The following is a 22,921-nucleotide window of genomic DNA, read 5'->3' as shown; positions in this document are numbered from 1 at the left end:
GTGGGCGAATATAACACACCTCCGCGTAGCGGAAATGTGCGGTCTGACACGTTTTGAGACCGATCAGTGCTGCTTTGGAGCAAACAACATGCCCCCCCCGCACAACATCAGCGCCCAAACGATGGCGGCACCCGTCGGCAAGTCGAGCCAGACGGAGAATAAAAGTCCGGCGGCATAGCCCGCGATGCCGACGGTGAAGGCGAAGAGATAACGCCGTTTTAGATGGCGATGGGTTGCCAGCGCAGGCACGATCAGACTGGCGAACACGAGATAAACACCGACCAGTTGCACCGAGGCGGTAATGGCGATGGCGAACAGCGCATAGAAGCCAAAGTTGCCGAGGCTTTGCCGCAGCAATTTCCAGATGGCTAGCAAGGCTGCGGTGAGGACTGCGGTGGCGATCAGCTGGCTGTTGCTCACCCACAGTATCTGACCCACCAGCAGGTCCTTGAGGTGTTCCCCCGCATGCACGTCATGACTCATCAGCAGGATGCCGAGGGTGGCGGAGAGTACAAATGTGAGGCCGATGCAGGCTTCCTTCACTTCCGGCAAGCGCCGCTCGATCCATGCCAGCAATGCTGCACCGCACAGTGCGCTGCTGGCCGCAATGAGCTGCACCAGCAGCGGATGTTCGGTGAGGTCGAGCAATCCGGCGATGACGACACCGAGTCCGGCGATCTGCGCCACGGCAAGGTCGGCGAAGATCACACCGCGCTGCAGCACGCGCATGCCGAACGGGATATGGGTGGCGAGTACCAGCAGGCCCGCGATGAAAGCGGGAAGCAGGATGTCGAACTCGATGCTGTTCATGGCGCCCCCTGTTTCAATCCCGCCAGCAGACGCTGAATGGTATCGTCGAACAGCGAGAACAGGTCGGTGGCTTGCGGTGTGCCGCCCACGGTAAAGGGCAGCATGACGGCGGGAATGTGCGCGCGGTCCGCAATCCATTCCGAAGGCCGTTCGCTCTGATAGGCGGCACGCAGGACCATGCGCGCCGGATGTTGTTGCAGTTCGTTCAACACTTTTTCCAGATAGGAGGCGCTCGGTTCCATGCCGGGCTTGGGTTCCAGTTCGGCAACCTCGACCAGTCCCAGCCAGTCGTTCAGGTAAGGGAAACCTTTGTGGTGCACCACGACGGGTATGCCACGCAGCGGAGCGGCCTGCTTTTCCCACTTCACGATCGCGGCGCGCCATTGCGGGTCGAATGCGCCATATCGTTGCTGGTAATACGCGGTGTTTGCAGGATCGAGCTGGATCAGGCGTTTGCTCAGCGCTGCCGCGATCGGCAAATAATTGCGCGCATCAGTCTGGATGTGCGGATTTCCGGCCGCATGCACATCGCCGTCGGCACGGTCCAGGCGACCGGGCACTTCCAGCATGGTGATGTACTTCGCCGCTTCAAAGTACCCGATGCTGCCGGGCTGTATATTGTTGTTGGTGGATTCGCGCACGACCACCGGCATCCAGCCGATCTCCAGTTCCGCACCGGTACACACCAGCAGTTGGGCGCTTCGCGCTTTGGCGATCAGGCTGGGGCGCGCCTGCACCTGGTGGGGATCCTGCAGCGGGCCCGTGGCGGTGTAGATGCTGGCTTTGTCGCCCGCGAGTTGTTGCGTAAGCGCGGCCCATTCCGGTTCGCAGGCGAACACATTGAGCGCGGCGTGTACATTGCCGCTCAACAGCAACAGAAAGAACGTACCCAGAATCTTCTTGGCGACGGCATAACTCCCGCCCAGGCGGGGATCGGCCTTCACCGGAACTGCATCTTGTTTCGCTTTCATGATTATTCCTTTTGGAGTACGCATATCAATACTGGTGGGCGCCGTGCGCGCCCATGCTCATGATGTATTGCAGGAAAAGCTGGTTGTCCGTCAAACCCTGCCGCGAGTTATCGTGCGTCAATTGCAAACGTATGCGCGAGAATTCGCTGGCGCTGTAATCCGCCATCCAGGTGACGCGCGTCGGGTTGAAGGCATAGTTGGAGATGACGTTGCCGACATTCAGGGCGCCCACGGTGGCGATGCCCGGATCGAGCCGGTCATAACGCAACCCGGTGCGCCAGGTCGGCATGAACTGGTACACGCTTTGCACATACCAGCCGCTTTGCGTATCGATGTAACGGTCGGGGAGGTTCGCGCCGCCCAATTGGGTGCCATAGGTCAAAGAGCCATCTTCCTTGCGCCGGAAATATTCGCTTTGCACCTTCAGGTAGCGCTCGCGGAAGTTGCCGTTGGGTGCGTATTTCCAGATGAAATCGAGTCCCGCAGTATTGCTGTTTCCGCTGAAACTGTCGCTCACACCGCCCGCGGTGTTCAACAGGTCGGGCACTGCGGTGCTCTGGTAATCCGTCTGCCGGGTGTGGTATGCCGACATGCCCGCGCGCCAGCTTTGCTCGATGCCGATGTCGTCGCCGATGTGCGCGAACAGCGTGGCTGCACCACTGCCGTTCTTCGGGGTGTTCGTGCCGGGGAAGCTGAGGCCCCTGCCAACTTCCCCGCCCACTTCGACGAACATCTCGGTCGGTGCCAGCCACTTGAGTTGCATGCCGTCCTCAATCACTTGGGTGTTCCAAAAGGTGTTGTACACCAGCGGCTGATCGACGAAATCCCAGGTATGCGCGTGCTGCTCGTTCAGATATCCGAAGCCGGAAAAGAAGCGTCCGAACTTGAGATTGAGCCCGTTGCCCAGCGAAGTGGTTTGCACAAAGGCATTCTCGACACTGATACTGGCGGACAAAATGGCAAAGGTGGCGAACCCGCGAAAGTCCGGGTCAATATTGGAAGCGATGCCCAGCTCCGATTCCCCGAGGCTGAAACCTTGCGTCTGCGCCGGATTCGGATTCATGGCGAATCCCGTGGCGGGGATCGCGGGATCGCGCTGCATGTTGCCGTAGGTGCCGTCCAGGATGAGGGACAAGGCCGGGTTAAAGGCATTATCGCTGCTTGTGTCGGCGGCAGACGCGCCGATGGAATGGCTCAACAGTACGGCCAGCGCCGTATTCGAACAGATTTTCGTGAACATGATTTACTCCAAAAAACACACAAACCCCGCGCGATTTGCAGCGGGGAGTCGAATTGTCTTAAGCAGAGTAAGGCGGGGCGCGCGCCGCGAATGCGCTGAACGCGAAGGAACGGAAAGTAACGGAATAGGTGGTGAGAGTTGCCTCGAAGGATGAGGCAAAATCGAAATCAATATGGCTGACGCCGACCGCGCTGCCGATCTGCGCATAGGCCGCGCACAGGTCGCAATGTTTGTCGTGCGGCAGCGATTGGTCTTGCGACTGCTCGGCCAGCACATGTGAAATGCTGTGCGTAATTGCGCCTTGCTGGGCAAACAGCAGGGCGAAGGCGAGCAACGATTTCAGAAGGATGGAGCGCAACATGGGCCGCATTCTAACTGCCATTGGCTTGCCAAGTACAGGGTTGTGGGTATCTAGACCGTTTGGCATATTGACGAGTCCGCTGGACTGGATAGGGTGCGGTTTGCTGATGGCCTGCTTGCAGCCGAAGGAGGCCATCTTCGTACCAACACGCCACGGAAGTGAAGGTCAATTAAATTAACATGGAGAAAATTATGGCAAAGGGATATTGGGTTATTCGTGTAGATGTAACCAAGCCTGAACAATTCAAAGCTTATGCAGAAGCCAATGGTTCAGCACTCAAGAAATACGGAGCTAAATTTCTGGCAAGAGCTGGTAACTTCGAAAATCCGGAAGGTAATACTCGGTCTCGTAACACCATAGTCGAATTTCCATCGTACCAAGCTGCCGTCGATTGTTGGCACTCTCCCGAATATCAAGAGGCCATGAAACTTCGCCGACATGCGGCGGCTATGGATCTTGTAATTCTTGAAGGATATGAAGGTCCGCAACCGTCATGAATTCATGTGAGCATGTCCGTAAATAGGATTCTGAACGTCGTCTGAGGAGGCGGACGTTTAACCCCGCAAATGGGGAACTTGCCCACTACGCTTGTCGCTAATCCCCGCTCTCAAGCTTGTCGCTGCTGGTAAAGGTCCAGGTGCGCGTGATGCTGAGGATGTCGGTGTCTTTGGCGATGTCCGGCGGAAAGGGCGAGAAAGGTGCAGAGAGTTTGACGATGCGGACGGCGGACGCGTCGAGTATGCGCTGGCCGGAGGAGCGGTTGATCTCGATGTCTTCCACGCTGCCGTTGGAGCGGATGGAAACGGTGAGGGTGAGGCTGCCGTAGATCTTTTGAGTGCGCGCGATCTCGGGGTAGTTCAGGTTGCCGATGCGTTCGACTTTGGCGCGCCAGTCCTCGACATATTGGGCGTAGCGATATTCCTGCGTGCGCGCGCCGATGAATTTCCGCTTGGGCATTTTTTCATACATGCTCAGGTTCTTGTTGATCTGGGCTTCCAGGCGCACGATCTCCAGCGAGCGTTGCACCAGGTCATGGCCTTCGGCATTGGAGCTGTCCTGGTTTTGTTGCTGTGTCTTGTTCTGCGCGACGCTGAAATCGCTCGTGCTGCGCGTCAGCAGGCGCTGGCTTTCCTGTTGCGTCTGGCGCAAGCGTTGGGCAGTCTGTTCGGGGGTGAAGTGTTGCGCATCGCCGAGTACGGGGAACGGGGTCTTGGCATGACGATCGTCTTCGGTGTTGCCGCCGCCATCAAGGTTGTTCTGCGCATACGCGGTGGCGTTGTTCGGACGGCGGCTTGATTTGCTGTTGACCAGCACGACTTCCAGCGGCTGGCTGAGGGTGGGGATGTTTTTCGAGTTGGGCACGACAAAAGTGATGCCGAACAGGAAAAATGTATGCAGGGCAAACGAGAACAGTACGGCAAACGTCAGGCGTTGCCCGGACTGTTGCAGCACGTTGACGAGCCGCTGTTTCATGCGGCAGGCGCTTCCACGTTAGCCTTATATCTCGCGTCGAAATCCAGGTCGAGCAAGTCGATCTTGCCTATCTCCAAAGTCACATTGGTATTCGGCGGCGTCTCCGGCAGCGAGGGGATGCGTCCGACCAGCGGAATTTCGGCAAACTTGACCAGGTTCTCGCGCAGCACGGTTGCCTCGGCCTGCTTGACGTCTTCCTGCAACAACCAGCGCAGGCACCAGTAACGCTCCATGTTGCGCTGGAATTCATTGTAGGTGGTGTAGGCCGTGTCGAAACTGCTCAGGATGGAAAACAGCGCGGTGTCGTTCCGCGCGTAGGCCGGCGGTTCTCCGCGTAACACACTGATGATCTGGCGCTGGTTCACCATGTCCACGTAGCGGCGCAGCGGGGAGCTGGACCACGCGTAATGCGCCACGCCCAGGCCCTGGTGCGGCGCAGCGATGGTGCTCATCTTGACCTTGCCGTTGTTTTGCGTACGGTAGATGCCGGCCACGTCGTGGTCGTCCAGCAGCTTGCCCCACATGCTGTTGGCAAGAATCATCAGCTCCGACACCACCTTGTCGATGGGCGAGCCGCGCAATCGCTGGCCGATGGTGATATGGTCGTTCTCCACATGGAAGGTGTAGTCGATCTGTTGCGTGCTGTTGTCGGCGGATTTGCCGCGTGCCGCTTCCAGCTTTTGCGCAAAGTCCCACAGCAGTTTGAGTTCGGGTGCGTAGGCGTAATCGAGTTTGCCTGCGGCCAGGGTCTCTTCGTTGAACAGGGGTTCCAGTGTGTCGTGGCGCAGGTTGGCCGCGATGTGCAGCCGCTCGATGCGGCTTTCGCTATTGACCACCGCCAGCGTCGCGGCATCCGCTTCCACATACAGCGAGAGGGCGGGGCAGACCTTGTCCGCGCAGAGCGTGAATGCCTGCACCACATTCTCCGGCAGCATGGTGATCTTGTCGCCCGGCATATAAACGGTAGACATGCGTTGGGCGGCGATCACGTCAATTGGTGAGTTCGGGGCGATGCCCAGCGTGGGTGCGGCGATGTGGACGCCGATGCGCCAGTTGCCGTTCGGCAGCTTTTCGAGCGAAAACGCATCGTCGATTTCGGTGGTACTCGCATCGTCGATGCTGAAGGCGGTGACGCCGGCCAGCGGCAGTTCCGGATGCTCTTCAACCGTCACCTCTGGGAAGCCGGTGCCGCGCGGGAAGTTCTCGAACAGGAACTTGTTCAAGTGATAATCGTGCGTGGACGGCAGCGCGCCGCATTGCTCCAGCAGGTGCGCCGCAGACAGGTGCGTGACGGCACAGGCAGCTTCCAGCGCCTTGACTTCGATGGTGTTGCGGTCCGGCTTGTACAAGATCATGGACAGATGATCGGCGAATTCCGCGGGCAACTGGAAGTTGCCGAGTTGTTCGGTATAGCGTGCCTGCAGTTCGGCCTGCAGGCGCTTTTTTTCAACGCTGGCGAGTGCAGACTTCAGCGCATCGGGCGGCGCGGCCTTGTAGCGGCCCTTGCCCTTCTTGTAGAAATGCATGGGCGAGCCATGCAGGCGGATCAGCGCGCCTGCCGCTTCGACGGGATTCGGCACATGGCCGAAATATTCCTTGGCCAGGGTGTCGAAATCGAACTCATCCGGCGGCGATGCTTCCCACAGGAAGTCCACATCGATGTCGGCGGCCACTTGTTCCGCCTGCGTCAGGAACTCGGACAGGCCGGGCTGGGCGAAACGCAGCATGACGTTGGCCGATTTGATCTTGCTGCGCTTGCCGTGGGTATTCTCGACCTGCAGGGAGGTGGTGTTGTCGGTAAGGATATTGCCGACCTTGAAACCGCCGTCTTCTTCGTAAAATATGTTCATTGGGAGGTGCTGAAAAAATTCCGGCGGATTATAACCTGCCGACCCTCCGCTGAACTTCCTTCATGTTAATCTGTCTGCAATGACGCCGCCGCGCGAGACGTGCGGGCCGATTAACCAGACAGGAGAGTAACCATGAAAGCTTTTCCCCGATTGATCATGATGGGCAGTCTATTGTGCGCCGCGCCGCTGGTTCACGCTTGCGATGTCGGCCATCACGGCGAATATGGCGACTATATATTCAAGGAAATGGACAAGAACGGCGATGGCGCGATCAGCAAGAAGGAGTTTGATGCATTCCATAACGCGCAATTCAAGAAATTCGACCTGAACCATGACGGCAAGATCACGCAGGAAGAAATGGATTCCGTGCACGAAAAAATGGCCGGAAAATGCGAAACGGGTCCCGGCGGGCACGAAGAGACCTTCGATGAACGCTTCGACGAGTCCGATATCAACCATGACGGTGCGTTGAGCAAGGACGAGGCGGAGATCGGGATGCCGATGCTGTTCGCACATTTCGACGAGATCGATGCGAACCATGACGGCAAGATCACCAAAGAAGAAGTGGCCGCCGGCATGAAAAAAATGCATGAAAAGATGCACGAACAGTACGACGAAGACATGAAAAAATCCGACCAGAAGTAAGCCTGAGGCATTTTTGAATGAAACAGGCCGGCTTGAAGCCGGCCTGTTTGTTATGGAGGGCAGGTTTGCCTGGCGGGGATAATGCAGGCGATTCTCTGCGCCGACAGGGCGTTTTGGCCTATGTGGCGCGAAATGTTACCATCCGGCTTATTTTGCATCGCAAGGAAGAATCATGGCAGGTCACAGTAAATGGGCGAACATCCAGCATCGCAAAGGCCGTCAGGATGCCAAACGCGGCCAGATATTCACCCGGCTAATCAAGGAGATCACCGTCGCATCCAAGCTGGGGGGCAGCGATCCGGACATCAATCCGCGTCTGCGTCTGGCAATGGAAAAGGCCTATGACCAGAACATGCCCAAGGACAACGTCGAACGCGCAATCAAGCGCGGGGCGGGCGAACTGGAAGGCGTCGATTACATGGAACTGCGCTATGAAGGCTATGGAATCAATGGCGCGGCGGTGATGGTGGATTGCCTCACCGACAACAAGACACGCACGGTGGCCGACGTGCGCCACGCCTTCGCCAAAAACGGTGGCAATCTCGGCACCGACGGTTCGGTGTCGTTCCTGTTCAAGCATTGCGGGCACATGATCTTTGCTCCCGGCACCGATGAGAACGCATTGATGGAAGTGGCACTGGATGCCGGTGCGGAAGACATCGTCAATAACGACGACGGCAGCATCGAAGTCATCACCTCGCCGCATGATTTCATGGCGGTGAAGCAGCGTCTGGAAGCGGCAGGCTTCAAGCCCGAGATGGGCGAAGTCACCATGAAGCCGGAGAGCGAAGTGACGTTCACGGGTGAGGATGCGGTGAAGATGCGCAAGTTGCTGGATGCGCTGGAAGACCTCGACGACGTGCAAGAGGTCTATTCAACGGCGGTGATTGAAGAGTGAAACAAGAGAAGGGTAAAGGGAGAAGGGAGAAGGGTAAAACCTTGGAGCGCCGATGAGCCACCCTTCCCCCTTCCCTCTTCCCCCTTCTCGTATAAGGATTTTAGGCATCGACCCCGGCTTGCGCATTACGGGATTTGGTGTGTTGGATAAAGAAGGCCAACAGTTGCACTATGTTGCCAGCGGTTGCATCAAGACGCCTGACGGCGAACTGCCTGAGCGATTGAAAGCCATCTTGAGCGGGTTGGGCGAAGTCATTGCATTGCATAAGCCAGAACAAGTGGCGGTGGAAAAAGTGTTCGTTAACGTGAATCCGCAGTCGACTTTATTGTTGGGGCAGGCGCGCGGCGCGGCCATCTGTGCGGCGGTACTGGCGGGACTTTCGGTGGCCGAATATACCGCGCTGCAAGTGAAGCAGGCGGTCGTCGGCAACGGCCATGCCGGCAAGGAGCAAGTGCAGGCAATGGTGCAGCGCTTGTTGAAACTGTCCGGCACACCCAGCCCGGATGCAGCGGACGCGCTGGCTTGTGCGATCTGCCACGCACACGGCGGCATGGGTCTGGGCGCTTTGGCGACCAAAGGTTTTCGAGTCCGAGGAGGAAGGCTGGTATGACGCAACCGATGGAACCGACGCTCGCAACATTTCAGAATCCGTTTGCGCGCTATTTTGCGGCGACTCGTCCTGCTTTCCTCACGGCGAGTTTGATGGCCTGTCTGCTCGGACTGGCAACCGCCTGGCATGGCAGCCTCGAGTTCGATATTCCGCTCGCGCTGGCTACCTTGCTGTTCGGTTTGCTGGCGCATGCGGGTGTGAACGTGCTCAACGATTACTACGACGCACTGAACGGCACCGATGCGCAGAATACTGAACGTATTTTTCCGTTTACCGGCGGCAGTCGCTTTATCCAGAACGGGGTGCTGACGCTGGCGCAGACCCGGAACTTTGGCTTTGCGCTGATGGCCTGCGTGGCTGCAGCCGGGCTATGGTTGATGGCGCGTTCGGCTCCGCATTTGATGTACGTCGGCCTCGCTGGCCTGTTTGTCGGCTGGGCATATTCCGCACCGCCGTTCCGCTTGAACAGTCGCGGCCTGGGCGAGTTATGTGTAGCGGCGGGATTCCTAGCGATCACTGTCGGCACGGATTTCGTGCAGCGCAAAGAATTTGCCGCCGCGCCGTTCATTGCGGGCTTGTCTTATGCACTGCTGGTGACCAATCTGCTCTATATCAACCAGTTTCCAGACCGTATGGCCGACACTGCGGCAGGCAAATTGCATTGGGTGGCGCGCCTTGAAGTGCAACATGCACGCTGGGGTTATGCGTTGATCGTGGTGTTGGCTTATGCGTGGTTACTGTTGAGCGTGCTGCTGGGCTGGTTGCCGTCGCTGGCGCTGCTGGTATTGCTGGCGCTGCCATTTAGTGTGAAGGCAGCATGCCTGTTGTTTCGCCATGCCGCCCAACCGCAGCAGTTGGGCGATGCGATCAAATTGACTATCGGCGCGATGATGACGCACGGAACACTGCTGTCGCTGGCGCTGATTTTAAGCAAGGGAAATACATGATCGGAAGATTGAGCGGCATCCTGCTGGAAAAGAATCCACCGCAGATTTTGCTGGATGTGCAAGGCGTGGGCTACGAACTGGATGTGCCGATGAGCACGTTCTACAACCTGCCCGCGTTGCATGAGAAAGTCGTGCTGCATACGCATTTCGTGGTGCGTGAGGATGCGCAACTCCTCTATGGTTTCGCCACCGGCGAGGAGCGCATCGCTTTCCGCCAGTTGCTCAAGATCAGCGGCGTCGGCCCCAAGCTGGCGCTGTCGGTGTTGTCCGGCCTGAGTCTCGGCGATCTGTCGCTGGCGGTCGCGAACAAGGATGCGGGTCGGCTCACCAAGATACCCGGTGTGGGCAAGAAGACCGCCGAGCGTCTGTTGCTGGAACTGCAAGGCAAGTTCACCGCGACAGGTGCAGGAACTTCATCAGTCACACCTGCCGCATCTTCCGCCAGCGATATCGTAAATGCATTGCAGGCGCTGGGTTACAACGACAAGGAAGCCGACTGGGCGGCTAGGCAACTGCCCAAGGAGGCCAATGTCTCTGACGGTATCCGCCAGGCGCTTAAGTTATTATCCAAAGCATGATCCACAACGACGACCTTTCCGCCGCACCGCGCATCATCTCTGCCGCGCCCGCTTCCCCGCAGGAGGAAGCGCTGGAGCGCGCGCTGCGTCCCAAGCAGCTCGACGAATATGTCGGACAGGAGAAGATACGCGGGCAGCTGGAGATATTCATACAGGCCGCACGAAAGCGCAAAGAGCCGCTCGATCACGTGCTGCTGTTCGGACCACCCGGCCTGGGCAAGACGACCCTGGCTCAGATCATCGCGCGCGAAATGGGTGTCAATATCCGTCACACTTCCGGCCCGGTGCTGGAACGGGCGGGCGATCTTGCAGCGCTGCTCACCAATCTCGAACCGAACGATGTGCTGTTCATCGACGAGATCCATCGTCTGTCGCCGGTGGTGGAAGAGATACTCTATCCCGCGCTGGAGGATTACCAGATCGACATCATGATCGGCGAGGGGCCGGGCGCACGCTCGGTAAAGATCGATCTGCCGCCATTCACGCTGGTCGGCGCGACCACGCGCGCCGGCATGCTGACCAACCCGCTACGCGACCGCTTCGGCATCGTGGCGCGTCTGGAATTTTATACGCCGGAAGAATTGCAGCGCATCGTCACGCGCTCGTCCGGTTTGCTGGAGCTGCCGATTTCGCCCGACGGTGCGCTGGAGATCGCCAAACGATCGCGCGGCACACCGCGTATCGCCAATCGCCTGTTGCGCCGAGTGCGCGATTACGCCGATGTGCGTGCCGATGGTCATGCCACGCGCGAAGTGGCGGATGCCGCCTTGATCATGCTGGATGTGGACTCGCGCGGTCTGGACGTGATGGACAGGCGGCTGTTGCAGACTGTGATCGAGAAATTCCTGGGCGGGCCGGTCGGTGTGGACAACTTGGCTGCCGCTATCGGCGAAGAGCGCGACACCATTGAGGATGTGATCGAGCCGTACCTCATCCAGCAGGGCTACCTGCAACGCACACCGCGAGGGCGCATGGCCACGGCAAATGCTTACCTGCATTTCGGCCTCGTGCAGCCGCGTAACGGGAATAACAAGGAATTGTGGGATGAGTGAAGGACTGCTCGCAAAACTTAAAGTGGAGCAGGGCTTGCCGGAACAGTTACCTAGCAGGGTTAAACGTAACGCGACTTACACCAAGCCTGCGCGGCCACCAGAGCAGTCGAGTTTATTATCTAATGCGCTGGACAATAAATTTTGGAATGAGTAAAAATCCTTATTAATCATGCCAGTGCTGGAATGGTTATTATCTTGAAGCTAGAAAGCTGAGTGCGAAAATGGTGATTAAGCATGAGTAAACACAAGGTCTTTTCCTGGCCGGTTCGGGTGTATTTTCAAGATACCGACGCAGGTGGTGTCGTTTATCACGCCAGCTATGTGAACTTTATGGAGCGTTCGCGTACTGAGTGGTTGCGCACATTTGGTTATTCTAATGCGGGGTTGATGAGAGAATTGGGCATGGTGTTTGTGGTGCGTTCGCTCAAGCTGGATTATCTGAAACCCGCTTTGCTGGATGATCTGGTGACGGTAACCGCACAGATCAAGGAAATCGGGCGCAGTCGTGTGAGCATACTTCAGACGGTACTGCGCGGAGAAGATGTATTGATCGAGGGCGAAGTGCATCTCGTGTGTGTCGATATGAAAACTTTCAAGCCGGTGAGTGTGCCGGAAGTGTTGCGTAAACATTGGGATTGAGTAAATGGAACTGATTCAGGATTTGTCGTTCGTTCATCTGGTCACCAACGCCAGCTTGCTGGTGCAGTTGGTAATGGGTTTGTTGCTATCGGTGTCGCTGATGTCGTGGTGGTACATCTTCCTCAAGCTGTTTGCTGTGCGCGCTGCTGTGAAACAGGCGAGTGAATTCGAGGATGCTTTCTGGGGGAATTCGAATCTGAATGCGCTCTACCAGCAGGCAAATAGCCAGTCTCGGAACGATGTGGGCGCATTGGAGCGTATCTTTGCGGCAGGTTTCGCCGAGTTCGTGAAACTCAAAAAAACGCACGGCGTGGATAGCGCGGCGGTGATGGATGGAACACGCCGCGCGATGCGCGCCCGTTATCAGCGCGAGATGGATCATCTGGAATCGCATTTGTCCTTTTTGGCCACGGTCGGTTCGGTCAGCCCGTATGTTGGCCTGCTTGGTACGGTGTGGGGCATCATGAACGCGTTCCGTGGCCTATCCAACGTTGGACAGGCCACGCTGGCGCAGGTCGCGCCGGGTATCGCCGAGGCACTGGTGGCAACGGCGATGGGGTTGTTCGCGGCGATTCCGGCGGTGGTGGCGTACAACCGTTATGCCCATGACGTGACGCGTTTGGCGTCGCGTTTCGAAAGTTTTATAGAAGAGTTCTCAAATGTGTTGCAGAGGCAGCCATGACGGTGTCAATTCTGCACGAGCGAAGCGAAGTAGCAGATTGCCTGCCTTTGGTGCGGTGCGCGATAGCGATGAGTGCGGGAATGGCTGCCTTGCACCTCCTGGGTAAAACAACTAGCCATTCGACTAGGCTGCAAAAAGCTGCAGCCAAGTCGCTGGTTATCCCGCAAACGGCTGGCTACGCCAGTAACGTACCCGCAAGGGGTAGGCCGATGGGTACCCCGCCGCTGTGCAGCGACCCATTCGCTCTGTCGGAGGTGCAACCACGACACGGTGGGGCGGAGCCCTCCGGTGCGGGAGTGGCCGCATTGCACCTCCTCCCGCAAACGGCTGGCTACGCCAGTAACGTGTCGGAGGTGCAGCCATGAACTATAGCCGACGTTCAGCTCATCCCCCGATGAGTCAGATCAACGTTGTGCCTTACATCGACGTGATGCTGGTGTTGCTGGTGATATTCATGATCACGGCACCGCTGATGAATCCTGGGCAGATTGATTTGCCCAGCGTCGGAAAATCGCTGGCACCGCCAGTGGCTCCGCTGGAAGTCGTGATCAAAAGAGACACTACGCTGCTCTTGCGTGACCATGCCAAGGGAGGAGTGGAATTTCCGGTATCGCATGATGAGCTTGGCTCTCGTTTGCAGCAAATTGTGACGAAGAATCCCAACCAGCCGGTGGTGATCTCTGCCGACAAGAATGTGCGCTATGAGGAAGTGATCAACGTCATGGACATGCTGCAACAGCAGCATATCAAGAAGATCGGTCTGCTCACCAAAACCCGATGAGTTCTGCATTGGCACATCAAGAACCCTATCGTCTCTCGGCCGGGGTACTGGCGCTGGCGGTGCATTTGGCTTTTTTCGCCGTGCTGTATTTTGGCGTCCGTTGGCAATCCCATCCGTCAGAGAGATACACGGTGGAAATGTGGGATAGCCTGCCGACTACCGAGGTCGTACCCAAACAAGAACCTGCCCCGGCGCCGCCTCCGCCTGTCAGGATGGAACCGATCCCGCCTGCCCAGGTCGCAGTGCCAGTGTTGCCGCCGGTGAAGGCCGAGATCGAGATTCGCGACAAAAAAGCCAAGAAAACCGAAGTGAAGCCGTCACCAGCCAAAACAGACGAGAAAAAAGAGAAAGCGGCAGCCAAGGCCAGGCAGGAAGCCGAGCAGCGTGAACTGGCAGCGTATGAAGCGAATTCGGAACAGAGAAGACAGGCCGTACAGGCCCAGGTTCGCGCTGAAGTGAATGCGGCGACGCAGACGCAGATCGATCGCTATCAGGACATGATACGCAACAAGATAAGACGCAAAATGAGAACGGTGTCGGATGTGCCGGAAAGTGCGGAAGCGATTTTTAAAGTAACTTTGTTGCCGGACGGCATGCTGATGGGCGACCCTGTCCTGGTGAAGAGCAGCGGCTTCCCCACTTATGATGACGCTGCGGAGCGCGCCATCCTGTCGGCTGAGCCGCTGCCGGTACCGACAGATGTTTCGTTGCAGAAGATGTTCCGTGAATTGAAATTGTCGATCAAACCGTAGGAGTGCAAGTAATGCGTTTTTTGGGAGTTGTCTTTTTGTTTTTTGTATCGCTGTCGGCACGGGCCGAACTGACCATCGAGATCACGGGGGCCGGTGAGCACCAGATCCCCATCTCGCTGGTACGTTTTGCCGGGGAAGAGCAGTTGACCGGACAGTCGATCAGCACAGTGGTGTCCAACGATCTTTTGCGCACAGGCCTGTTCAAGTTGATCGACCCTGCAGGCAAGTCGCCGCACGAACCGGGCGAAGTGAATTACGTCGAGTGGCCGGGCGTTGATGCGTTGCTAATCGGTAAAGTAGTGACTTTGGACGGCGGGCGCGTCGAGGTCAGGTTCCGCCTGCTGGATATGGTGCGCCATGCCGAGCTCGTCGGTATGGCAGTGACCGCCAAGACGGATCAATTGCGCGCCATCGGGCATCGCGTCGCCGATCTGGTCTACGAAAAATTGACGGGCAATCCCGGGGTGTTCAGCACCCGCATCGCTTACGTCAATCGGGAAGGAAAGAATTATCGTCTGGTCGTTGCGGATAGCGATGGCTACGGCGAACAGACCTTGCTGGCGTTGAACGAGCCGATCATGTCGCCCGCATGGTCACCGGACGGAAGCCAGCTTGCCTATGTCAGTTTTGAACGCGGCCATGCGTCTGTCTACGTGCAGTCATTGACGACACGTCAGCGCACTGTTCTGGCGGATTTTTCGGGGAGCAACAGCGCACCGGCATGGTCACCTGACGGCAAGCAACTCGCAATGGTGCTGTCGCGAGATGGCTTTTCACAGATCTATATCGTGCGAAACGATGGAAAAGAATTGCACCGTATCACCTTTAGCGAAACCATTGACACGGAGCCTGCCTTCTTGCCGGATGGCAAATCTTTGTTGTTTACCTCGGATCGCGGCGGCAGCGCACAGATTTATCGCGTGCCGCTGGATGGCGGTTTTGCGGAACGACTCACTTTCGAGGGGACCAGTAACTTTTCACCGCGATCAAGCCCAGATGGAAAGAGTTTCGTTTTCTCTCACTTTGTTGACGGGGTGTTCTATATTGCGGTCCAGGATTTTGAAACCAAACAGATGCAGATATTGACCGGCGGTGGCTGGGAGAAAAAACCGAGTTTTGCTCCCAATGGAAAACTGGTCTTGTTCGCAACCGAGTCGCAAGGTCGTGGTATATTGTCAACTGTTTCCAGCGATGGCAGAGTGAAGCAAAAGATGGTTGCTCAGCGCGGTGATATACGTGAGCCGATCTGGGGCCCTTTCCTTATTAAATAGTAAATATTGGAGATTAAAAATGAAGAAAATCATCCTGAGTATTGTTTTGGTAAATCTTTTGGCTGCTTGTGCCAGCGAAAAACCGAAAGAGACTGTCAGCGAGCCTGCTGCTGCACCGACTGCTACAGCGCCTGCTGCTACTGCAGCTGCAGAACCAGCACAGACAACTACAGCCGCTGACGCGGCAGCCGCAGCGGCCGCTGCCGCCGCCGCAATGCCGGAAGTTCGTAGCGCATATTTCCCGTTTGACGTGGATGCCGTTCAAGAATCTGACCGTGCCGCAATACAGGCGAATGGAGCTTATCTGGGCAAGAACAAGGATGTCAAAGTTCGAGTGGAAGGCAATGCCGATGAGCGTGGCAGCACCGAATACAACTTGGCTCTGGGTCAGCGTCGTGCCAATAACGTGAAGAAGTTGCTGGTTCTGTCCGGAGCCAAGGCTTCGCAAATCGAGACAGTCAGCTTCGGCGAAGAAAAACCGCGTTGCGCCGAACATAATGAAGCATGCTGGTCGCAGAATCGTCGCGCAGATATCGTTTACCCCAATAAGTAAATCGTCTTCGCATGCGATTCTGGTTGTTGATCTGTTTGTGCGTCGCGAGCAGTCACGCTTCGGCGGGACTGTTCGCTGACGACGATGCACGCAAGCAGATACAACAACTGGATGCACGCATTACCAAACTTGAGCAGGCCTTGTCCTCCGCAGAGGCGGACAAGGAACAGTTTGTTCGTTCCACGCTCGATTTGCAGATGCAACTGGAGGCAGTGAATACCGATTTGCGCAAACTTCACGGGCAGAACGAAGAGCTTGTGCATAGCTTGCAGGACGCCGAAAAACGCCAAAAGGATTTCTATATCGATCTGGACACGCGTCTGCGGCGCATCGAAGCGGGTGATCCTGCGGTTGCAAACTCATCCGGACATGCTGATGGTTCCAAGGATGTGTCGACGGATCCGTTGGGCGAGAACCGTGCATTCGAAGCCGCATACACGTTTTACAAAGCCGAAAATTATCAGAGTGCCGCATCGGCATTCAGCGATTTTTTGAAGGCTTACCCGCAATCGGTGCATGAAGCGAACGTCGATTACTGGATGGGTAATTCTTATTTCTTGATGAAGGATTACAAGAATTGCCTGAACAGTTATGAGACATTGGTCAGTAAATTTCCTGATCATCCCCGTGTAGCGGAGGCAATGCTCAATATTGCCGAGTGCCAGCTGGAATTGAAGAACAAGACAGCAGCCAGAAAAACCCTTAAACAGCTCATTACCCAATTCCCGGGCAGCGACGCTTCCGACAAGGCGAAGAAGCGCCTTGCCGCTATCAAGTAGTTTTCCAAAAGTTATGTCGTACACAAGCAGCGAGTCATTGCGCATCAGCGAGATATTTTATTCATTGCAGGGCGAGACCAGCCGTGTCGGCCTGCCGACTGTGTTTGTGCGCCTGACCGGGTGCCCGTTGCGTTGTACCTATTGCGATACAGCCTATGCTTTTACCGGCGGGCAGACCATGACACTTCAATCAATCATGGATGAAGTGGCGCGGTATACACCGCGTTACATCACTGTCACCGGCGGTGAGCCGCTGGCGCAGAAGAATTGTTTGATTTTGTTGCGAGCGCTATGCGAAACAGGTTACGACGTCTCGCTGGAAACAGGCGGGGCGCTGGATGTGAGCGGTGTGGACAAGCGGGTGATGAAAGTGCTGGACATCAAAACGCCGGCATCCGGTGAAGTGCAGAAAAACCTGTGGAGTAATTTGGCGCATCTCAATTCGCATGACGAGATCAAGTTCGTGCTGTGCGACGAGGCGGATTACCAATGGGCAAAGCAGCTGCTGCAGGAGCGTGAGTTGACGCAGCACTGTGCAGTGCTGTTCTCGCCAGCACAAGGGCAACTCGCTGCCAAGGAATTGGCCGAATGGATATTGCGTGACCGCTTGCCGGTACGCTTGCAAGTGCAGTTGCACAAACTGCTGTGGGGCAACGAGGCGGGGCATTGAAGATGAAGCGAGCAGTAGTATTGCTGTCGGGAGGGCTGGATTCGGCAACTGTGCTGGCGATGGCGCGAGAACAGGGCTTTGAGTGTTATGCACTGAGCGTTGACTACGGGCAGCGGCATCATGCCGAACTTGCTGCGGCGCAAAAAGTGGCGCAGGCGCTTGGAGCACGTGAGCACCGTATATTGAACATCGACCTTACCGGGTTCGGCGGTTCTGCCCTGACCGATTCCAGCATTGCAGTGCCGGAGCAAGCAAGCAGCGGCATTCCGATTACTTACGTTCCGGCACGCAACACCATCATGCTGTCGCTTGCCCTGGCATGGGCGGAAGTGCTGCACGCGCAGGACATCTTTTTTGGTGTGAACGCCGTGGATTATTCCGGTTACCCAGATTGCCGTCCGGAATATGTAGCGGCGTTCGAACGCATGGCGAATCTGGCAACCCAGGCGGCAGTGGAAGGCAAGCCACTGACCTTGCATGCGCCGTTATTGCATCTGACCAAGGCAGAAATCATTCGGCAAGGCGTGCGGCTGGGCGTGGATTACGGACTCACGGTATCTTGCTACCAGGCCGACGAGGCCGGTCGCGCCTGCGGACGCTGCGATTCGTGCCGTTTGCGCCGGGAAGGATTTCAATCAGCCGGAGTGCCAGATTCCACGCGCTATCGCGGTGAATAGTCCTCTGCTGGTTCGTTTGACAGTCGAGGTCAAACCCGTATAATGCGCGCTCCCTTTTGGGAGGGGTCGGTAGCTCAGTCGGTAGAGCAGCGGACTTTTAATCCGTTGGTCGCGAGTTCGAATCTCGCCCGACCCACCAGTTTCACCGCCGCTTTAGCTCAGTTGGTAGAGCAACCGCCTTGTAAGCGGTAGGTCGTCAGTTCGAATCCGACAAGCGGCACCAATACCAATAGGGCTTGCTACGACGCAAGCTTTTTTATCGTCAGGTTGTTTGTATCCGTGCAGACGGAGTACAGGATTTGTCGGACTGTGCGGTTCTCGCCACAAATGGTTTTGGGAGTGGTAGTTCAGTTGGTTAGAATACCGGCCTGTCACGCCGGGGGTCGCGGGTTCGAGTCCCGTCCACTCCGCCAACATAAATAAGGCTTGCAGAGATACAAGCCTTTTGCTTTTTCCCGTTTACACTTTCATTCAGTGCCGAACTTGGATTCGACGATCACACCGATCTGCTTGAGGAATGGCGTGGGCAAAATACCGCCTGCACAAACGATGATCGCATCGTTGGGGATCACAAGCATGTTCCCCTCCTGTTCAAGAGTGACTTTGTCTTTCTCGACGAGTTTCACATTCGATTTCAGGCGCACAGTGAGCTGTCCCTGTTCCGACATTAATTTCAGGCGGTCGCGGTTTTTCGGTTTGCCGCGCCCGAAAGCGTCGCTGCGGTAGGAGAGGGTGACGGTCGTTCCCGGTTGATCGGCAATGGCCATGGCTGCTTCAAGGGCGCTGTCTCCGCCACCCACCACCAGCACATGCATATTCTTGTATTGCTCGGGTTCGATCAGGCGGTATACGACTTTAGGCAGATCTTCTCCCGGTACGCCCAGTTTGCGCGGCGTACCGCGACGACCGATGGCAAGCAGCACAGCGCGTGTTTCGTAAGACCCCTTGGTGGTTTTAACGGTGAAGCCTTTGTCAGTCTTGGTAATGTTCTCCATGCGCTCGTTGAAATTCAGTTTCAAGCCGGTCTGCCGGATGATGCCTTGCCAGAATTCGAGCAGCTTTTCCTTGCTGACTTCCTGAAAGTGTACTTTACCTACCAAGGGCAGCTTTACCGGCGCCGTCATCACGATCTTGTTGCGCGGGTATTGGAAGATGGCTCCGCCGAGTGCTTCTTCCTGTTCGATGGTGACATATCGCAACTTATTTTCAATTGCCGACAGCGTGGCTGCCAAACCGGCAGGCCCGGTGCCGATGATGACCACATCGTAGGGGTTATTTCCGCCTTTCAGCTTGGCGATGGATTCCATCGCCTGGATGCCTTGGGTGGCTGCCTTGCGAATCAGGCCCATTCCGCCTAATTCTCCCGCGATGAAGATGCCGGGTACATTGGTCTCGAAGTTGGGATTCACTTGCGGGATATCCATGCCGCGTTTAGCCGTACCGAACACCAGCTTGATGGCGTCATGAGGACATGCGGGCGCGCAAACTCCGTGACCGATGCAGTGGGTCGGATTGATCAACACCGCTTTGCCCTTGATCATGCCGATCGCACCCTCCGGGCAGGCGGTGATGCAACTGCCTGCACCCATACAAAGGTTGGGGTTGATTTCGGGGTGCAAGGAGGAAGGCTCGGTCAATCCGGCCTCTATGGATTCGGTCAGCACTTCGACGGCCGATGATTCATGCTTGTACCGTCCGCGCAAATAGAAGAACACGATCAGCGCGAGGGGTGCCAGATAGATTGCAAAGGATTCAATATTCATCTAAGGAAAAAGTATTTATTAACAAATAGATGCGGTTATTTCCAAATGCTTTCTGGGAAAAGACCGAGAAGACGACTTACAGTTAATTCGAACTATTCTAAGCTTCGAAGCCATGGAAGACAAATAGCCAGTTTGAATATTGTGAGATTCCCGTTAAAATTAGTCGGAATCGTTGAGGCAACTTATATTCGGAAGCAAGGATGAAGACAAATAAGGAATCAGAGCATTTGCGGTGGCTAGTATTTATCGGCTTTGTAGGTGCAATAACGTTTGGGGGATATTTCTTGCTTTACCCGCAAAAACTATTCAAACCTGGCGAGAAATTGTTTGATTTTGGATATAACCTTGGACTGGCTGGTGGTTTGATGATGCTGATTTTGCTGCTTTACCCTTTGCGCAAGCGTGTCAAAGTATTCCAAAAAATAGGCGTGCTGCCGGGGTGGTTCAAGTGGCACATGGTATTGGGTATTTTGGGCCCGCTGACCATCATCTTTCACTCCACTTATCACGTATACATCCCGTATATCCATCCTGTCGGCTCTCCCAATGCGGCGGTAGCAATGCTGTGCATGCTTTTGGTATCCGGCAGCGGCACGTTCGGGCGTCTCTTCTATACCAAGATTCATCACGGTCTTTACGGCAGGCAGGCCACGCTCAAAGAGTTGCAGGCAGAAATGGAGCAGACAGGCGATGTCAAATCCATGTTCAGTTTTGCGCCGGATATCGAAAAAGCCATGGAGGACTTTCGTGTTCGTAGCGAGCAATACAGTAAAGTGTCCAGCTACAACTTCATCCAGTTCATCAAGGTTGGTTTACAGGCATTTTCACTTTCGCGCTCACTGCCTAAAGAGTTGTATCAGGTTATGCAGACTCAGTCCAGGCAAAACAACTTCAGTGACGCGCAACTGGCGAACATGGGACGAATGTACCTGGACTATCAGGAAAAGATCAGGGCTTATCTCAAGGCAGTGCGTGATGCGGCGCAATTCCATACTTATGAACGCCTGTTCTCGTGGTGGCATGTCTTCCATATCCCGCTGGTGTATATGATGGTTTTCAGCGCGATTTATCATGTGTACGCAGTTCATGCCTACTGATCTCCGGATGTAATCAATGACGACGACCCTCCGCATTCTCGCCTTGGCGAGCCTCTTGTTCGCGCTTCCCTTCCAGGCACAAGCAAATAAATTGCTGATGCCGGGCGAAGTCATCAAGAGCCATGCCAAGGAAGAAGAGAATTGCGAAAAGTGTCACAAGAAATTCGACAAGGCAGCGCAATCGCAATTGTGCGCCGACTGCCATAAGGATATCGGCAAAGATCTCAAGGAAAAACGCGGCTTCCATGGCCGGTTGGATGCAGCCAAGGAATGCAAGGAGTGCCATACCGACCACAAGGGACGGGATGCCAAGGTTGCCGAATTCGATCATGCCAAATTCGACCATACCAAAACCGACTATCCATTAAAGGGCGCACACCTGAACGAAAAGGTGAAGTGCACGGATTGTCACAAGCCTGAAAAAAAATTCCGTGAAGCTCCGGCTTACTGCAACGATTGCCACAGGAAAGACGACAAGCACAAGGGCGGCTTGGGTACGGATTGTGCAAAATGCCATGTCGAAAAAGACTGGAAGACTACCGCTTTCGATCACAACAAGACCAAGTTCAAATTGCTGGGCAAGCACGAGGAAGTGAAGTGTGCCAAGTGTCACATCGACAACAAGTTCAAAGACACACCCATGCAGTGCAATTCCTGTCACAAGAAAGATGACAAGCACAAGGGCAAGCTTGGACCAAAGTGCGAGTCTTGCCACACGGAAAAGAGCTGGAAGGAAATCCTGTTCGATCACGACAAGAAGACCAAGTACCCCCTGTTGGGCAAGCACAGGGAAGTAAAGTGCGACAAGTGCCACATCGACAACAAGTTCAAGGATACGCCCAAGGTCTGCAGTGCATGCCACAAAAAGGATGACGACAAAGCGCACAAGGGGAAATTCGGACAGAAGTGCGATACATGTCACGTCGAAAGGGAATGGAAAGAAATCACCTTCGATCACGACAAAGCCACTAAATATCCGTTGTTGGGGAAGCACAAACAGGCAAAGTGTGCGGCGTGCCATAAGGGCGATCTCTATAAAGACAAGTTGCCGACCAAGTGCAATTCATGTCACGAGAAGGACGACAAGCACAAAGGAAATTTCGGGCCGAAATGCGAGTCCTGCCACGTTGAAAAAGACTGGAAGGAAGTTCTCTTCGATCATGATAAACAAACCAAATATCCGCTGTTAGGCAAACACAGGCAAGCCAAGTGCGCGGCATGTCACAAGGGCGATGTGTATAAGGACAAATTGCCAAGCGATTGTGTTTCCTGCCATGAGAAGGACGACAAGCACAAGGGGCAGGAAGGCAAAAAGTGCGAGTCTTGCCATGATGCGCAAACCTGGAACAAGACAACCTTCGACCACAACAGAATGTCGGCGTTTCCGCTGCTTGGACGTCACCTGCTGGTGGAATGCAAAAAATGTCACGCTGCAGTGACGTTCAAGGATGCCAGGTCGGATTGCTGGTCGTGTCACGAAAAGGATGATGTCCACAAACGCAAACTGGCGACTGAATGTCAGATCTGTCACAACACGCGGGACTGGAAGGCATGGGATTTTGACCACAATAAAACCAGCTTCAAGCTGGACGGTCCGCATAAAAAAATCGGCGGCAAATGCTATGCCTGTCACAAGAAGCCGATGGATAAAAAAGTGCTGTTGTCCACAGCGTGCGGCATTTGCCATGATCGCGATGACGTGCACAACGGCAATTTTGGCGACCGCTGCGAACGTTGCCACGAAGGTAATGATTGGAAGCAGATCAAGATGGGTGTGGTAACTACACGCAAGAAATAGCTGCCAGACGATTCGGCAGCGGCA

General features: G+C 55.6%; 27 protein-coding genes and 3 tRNA genes. 23 read left to right on the top strand and 7 right to left on the bottom strand.

What is annotated here, in order from left to right; genetic code table 11:
• Window positions 1-63 precede the first annotated feature (63 nt).
• From QOY30_RS14990 to QOY30_RS14975, 4 genes are read right to left on the bottom strand one after another with little or no spacing between them, the layout of a single operon-like run.
• On the bottom strand, window positions 64-810 hold the full coding sequence (locus QOY30_RS14990) for a metal ABC transporter permease (protein WP_283745422.1): 747 nt from the start codon (window positions 808-810) through the stop codon (window positions 64-66).
• Window positions 807-1,781, bottom strand: coding sequence for a metal ABC transporter substrate-binding protein (locus QOY30_RS14985; protein ID WP_283745421.1), 975 nt, complete (start codon window positions 1,779-1,781; stop codon window positions 807-809). The genes QOY30_RS14990 and QOY30_RS14985 overlap by 4 nt, the downstream gene beginning before the upstream one ends.
• A gap of 25 nt (window positions 1,782-1,806) precedes the next feature.
• Complete coding sequence (locus QOY30_RS14980; protein WP_283745420.1) at window positions 1,807-3,021, bottom strand: hypothetical protein; 1,215 nt, start codon at window positions 3,019-3,021, stop codon at window positions 1,807-1,809.
• Between the two features lie 58 nt (window positions 3,022-3,079).
• Window positions 3,080-3,382, bottom strand: a complete 303-nt coding sequence (locus QOY30_RS14975; RefSeq protein WP_283745419.1) for a hypothetical protein — start codon at window positions 3,380-3,382, stop codon at window positions 3,080-3,082.
• A gap of 191 nt (window positions 3,383-3,573) precedes the next feature.
• On the opposite strand from QOY30_RS14975, the gene QOY30_RS14970 reads away from it, so the two are divergent.
• Complete coding sequence (locus QOY30_RS14970) at window positions 3,574-3,879, top strand: DUF1330 domain-containing protein (RefSeq protein WP_283745418.1); 306 nt, start codon at window positions 3,574-3,576, stop codon at window positions 3,877-3,879.
• A gap of 97 nt (window positions 3,880-3,976) precedes the next feature.
• Here the strand turns inward: QOY30_RS14970 and QOY30_RS14965 are convergent, their stop codons facing one another.
• Window positions 3,977-4,855: an energy transducer TonB gene (locus QOY30_RS14965; protein ID WP_283745417.1), complete on the bottom strand. Its 879-nt coding sequence runs from the start codon at window positions 4,853-4,855 to the stop codon at window positions 3,977-3,979.
• Window positions 4,852-6,705 carry a ribonuclease catalytic domain-containing protein gene (locus tag QOY30_RS14960; RefSeq protein ID WP_283745416.1) on the bottom strand — a complete coding sequence of 618 codons (1,854 nt, stop codon included), beginning with the start codon at window positions 6,703-6,705 and terminating at the stop codon, window positions 4,852-4,854. Before QOY30_RS14960 ends, QOY30_RS14965 begins: the two co-directional genes overlap by 4 nt.
• Window positions 6,706-6,837: 132 nt before the next feature.
• Here QOY30_RS14960 and QOY30_RS14955 point away from each other — a divergent pair, with 132 nt between their 5' ends.
• The 20 genes from QOY30_RS14955 (at window position 6,838) to QOY30_RS14860 (ending at window position 18,652) form a co-directional block, all read left to right on the top strand.
• Window positions 6,838-7,350, top strand: a complete 513-nt coding sequence (locus QOY30_RS14955; protein ID WP_283745415.1) for an EF-hand domain-containing protein — start codon at window positions 6,838-6,840, stop codon at window positions 7,348-7,350.
• 172 nt (window positions 7,351-7,522) lie between these two features.
• Window positions 7,523-8,248, top strand: a complete 726-nt coding sequence (locus tag QOY30_RS14950; RefSeq protein ID WP_283745414.1) for a YebC/PmpR family DNA-binding transcriptional regulator — start codon at window positions 7,523-7,525, stop codon at window positions 8,246-8,248.
• A gap of 52 nt (window positions 8,249-8,300) precedes the next feature.
• Complete coding sequence (gene ruvC / locus QOY30_RS14945) at window positions 8,301-8,858, top strand: crossover junction endodeoxyribonuclease RuvC (RefSeq protein ID WP_283745413.1); 558 nt, start codon at window positions 8,301-8,303, stop codon at window positions 8,856-8,858.
• Window positions 8,855-9,805, top strand: a complete 951-nt coding sequence (locus QOY30_RS14940; protein ID WP_283745412.1) for a prenyltransferase — start codon at window positions 8,855-8,857, stop codon at window positions 9,803-9,805. Before ruvC ends, QOY30_RS14940 begins: the two co-directional genes overlap by 4 nt.
• Window positions 9,802-10,383 (top strand): Holliday junction branch migration protein RuvA, encoded by a 582-nt coding sequence (gene ruvA / locus QOY30_RS14935; protein WP_283745411.1) that lies wholly within the window; start codon window positions 9,802-9,804, stop codon window positions 10,381-10,383. The genes QOY30_RS14940 and ruvA overlap by 4 nt, the downstream gene beginning before the upstream one ends.
• Entirely contained in the window at window positions 10,380-11,435 is a 1,056-nt protein-coding gene (gene ruvB, locus QOY30_RS14930) for a Holliday junction branch migration DNA helicase RuvB (RefSeq protein ID WP_283745410.1), read from the top strand. Before ruvA ends, ruvB begins: the two co-directional genes overlap by 4 nt.
• Entirely contained in the window at window positions 11,428-11,589 is a 162-nt protein-coding gene (locus QOY30_RS14925) for a hypothetical protein (protein ID WP_283745409.1), read from the top strand. Before ruvB ends, QOY30_RS14925 begins: the two co-directional genes overlap by 8 nt.
• An 80-nt stretch (window positions 11,590-11,669) precedes the next feature.
• A complete protein-coding gene (gene ybgC, locus QOY30_RS14920; protein ID WP_283745408.1) occupies window positions 11,670-12,074 on the top strand; it encodes a tol-pal system-associated acyl-CoA thioesterase in 405 nt (134 codons plus the stop codon).
• Window positions 12,075-12,078: 4 nt separating this feature from the next.
• Entirely contained in the window at window positions 12,079-12,756 is a 678-nt protein-coding gene (gene tolQ, locus QOY30_RS14915) for a protein TolQ (RefSeq protein ID WP_283745407.1), read from the top strand.
• Window positions 12,753-13,121 carry a hypothetical protein gene (locus QOY30_RS14910; protein ID WP_283745406.1) on the top strand — a complete coding sequence of 123 codons (369 nt, stop codon included), beginning with the start codon at window positions 12,753-12,755 and terminating at the stop codon, window positions 13,119-13,121. Before tolQ ends, QOY30_RS14910 begins: the two co-directional genes overlap by 4 nt.
• Window positions 13,118-13,537 (top strand): protein TolR, encoded by a 420-nt coding sequence (gene tolR / locus QOY30_RS14905; RefSeq protein ID WP_283745405.1) that lies wholly within the window; start codon window positions 13,118-13,120, stop codon window positions 13,535-13,537. Before QOY30_RS14910 ends, tolR begins: the two co-directional genes overlap by 4 nt.
• An 8-nt stretch (window positions 13,538-13,545) precedes the next feature.
• Window positions 13,546-14,289 carry a cell envelope integrity protein TolA gene (gene tolA, locus QOY30_RS14900; protein WP_283745404.1) on the top strand — a complete coding sequence of 248 codons (744 nt, stop codon included), beginning with the start codon at window positions 13,546-13,548 and terminating at the stop codon, window positions 14,287-14,289.
• An 11-nt stretch (window positions 14,290-14,300) separates the two neighbouring features.
• The gene (gene tolB / locus QOY30_RS14895; RefSeq protein ID WP_283745403.1) at window positions 14,301-15,560 is read left to right on the top strand and encodes a Tol-Pal system beta propeller repeat protein TolB; all 1,260 of its coding nucleotides are present in this window, start codon (window positions 14,301-14,303) and stop codon (window positions 15,558-15,560) included.
• Between the two features lie 19 nt (window positions 15,561-15,579).
• Window positions 15,580-16,113 carry a peptidoglycan-associated lipoprotein Pal gene (pal, locus tag QOY30_RS14890; RefSeq protein WP_283745402.1) on the top strand — a complete coding sequence of 178 codons (534 nt, stop codon included), beginning with the start codon at window positions 15,580-15,582 and terminating at the stop codon, window positions 16,111-16,113.
• A gap of 11 nt (window positions 16,114-16,124) precedes the next feature.
• Entirely contained in the window at window positions 16,125-16,892 is a 768-nt protein-coding gene (ybgF, locus tag QOY30_RS14885) for a tol-pal system protein YbgF (RefSeq protein ID WP_283745401.1), read from the top strand.
• A 13-nt stretch (window positions 16,893-16,905) separates the two neighbouring features.
• Window positions 16,906-17,562, top strand: a complete 657-nt coding sequence (gene queE, locus QOY30_RS14880) for a 7-carboxy-7-deazaguanine synthase QueE (RefSeq protein WP_283745400.1) — start codon at window positions 16,906-16,908, stop codon at window positions 17,560-17,562.
• A 2-nt stretch (window positions 17,563-17,564) separates the two neighbouring features.
• A complete protein-coding gene (gene queC, locus QOY30_RS14875; protein ID WP_283745399.1) occupies window positions 17,565-18,239 on the top strand; it encodes a 7-cyano-7-deazaguanine synthase QueC in 675 nt (224 codons plus the stop codon).
• Between the two features lie 63 nt (window positions 18,240-18,302).
• Window positions 18,303-18,378, top strand: a tRNA-Lys gene (locus tag QOY30_RS14870).
• An 8-nt stretch (window positions 18,379-18,386) separates the two neighbouring features.
• Window positions 18,387-18,462 (top strand) — tRNA-Thr (locus QOY30_RS14865).
• A 113-nt stretch (window positions 18,463-18,575) separates the two neighbouring features.
• Window positions 18,576-18,652 (top strand) — tRNA-Asp (locus tag QOY30_RS14860).
• Window positions 18,653-18,706: 54 nt separating this feature from the next.
• Here the strand turns inward: QOY30_RS14860 and QOY30_RS14855 are convergent.
• Window positions 18,707-20,002 carry an NAD(P)-binding domain-containing protein gene (locus tag QOY30_RS14855; RefSeq protein WP_283745398.1) on the bottom strand — a complete coding sequence of 432 codons (1,296 nt, stop codon included), beginning with the start codon at window positions 20,000-20,002 and terminating at the stop codon, window positions 18,707-18,709.
• Window positions 20,003-20,286: 284 nt separating this feature from the next.
• Between QOY30_RS14855 and QOY30_RS14850 the strand changes: the two genes are divergently transcribed.
• The gene (locus QOY30_RS14850; protein WP_283745397.1) at window positions 20,287-21,099 is read left to right on the top strand and encodes a hypothetical protein; all 813 of its coding nucleotides are present in this window, start codon (window positions 20,287-20,289) and stop codon (window positions 21,097-21,099) included.
• A 16-nt stretch (window positions 21,100-21,115) separates the two neighbouring features.
• Window positions 21,116-22,897 (top strand): cytochrome C, encoded by a 1,782-nt coding sequence (locus QOY30_RS14845; RefSeq protein WP_283745396.1) that lies wholly within the window; start codon window positions 21,116-21,118, stop codon window positions 22,895-22,897.
• The last annotated feature ends 24 nt before the right edge of the window (window positions 22,898-22,921 follow it).

The organism is Sideroxydans sp. CL21 (assembly GCF_902459525.1).
Lineage (GTDB): Bacteria > Pseudomonadota > Gammaproteobacteria > Burkholderiales > Gallionellaceae > Sideroxyarcus.
The sequence above is the reverse complement of the archived record's forward strand: the minus strand, read 5'-3'. Positions and strand labels throughout refer to the sequence as shown.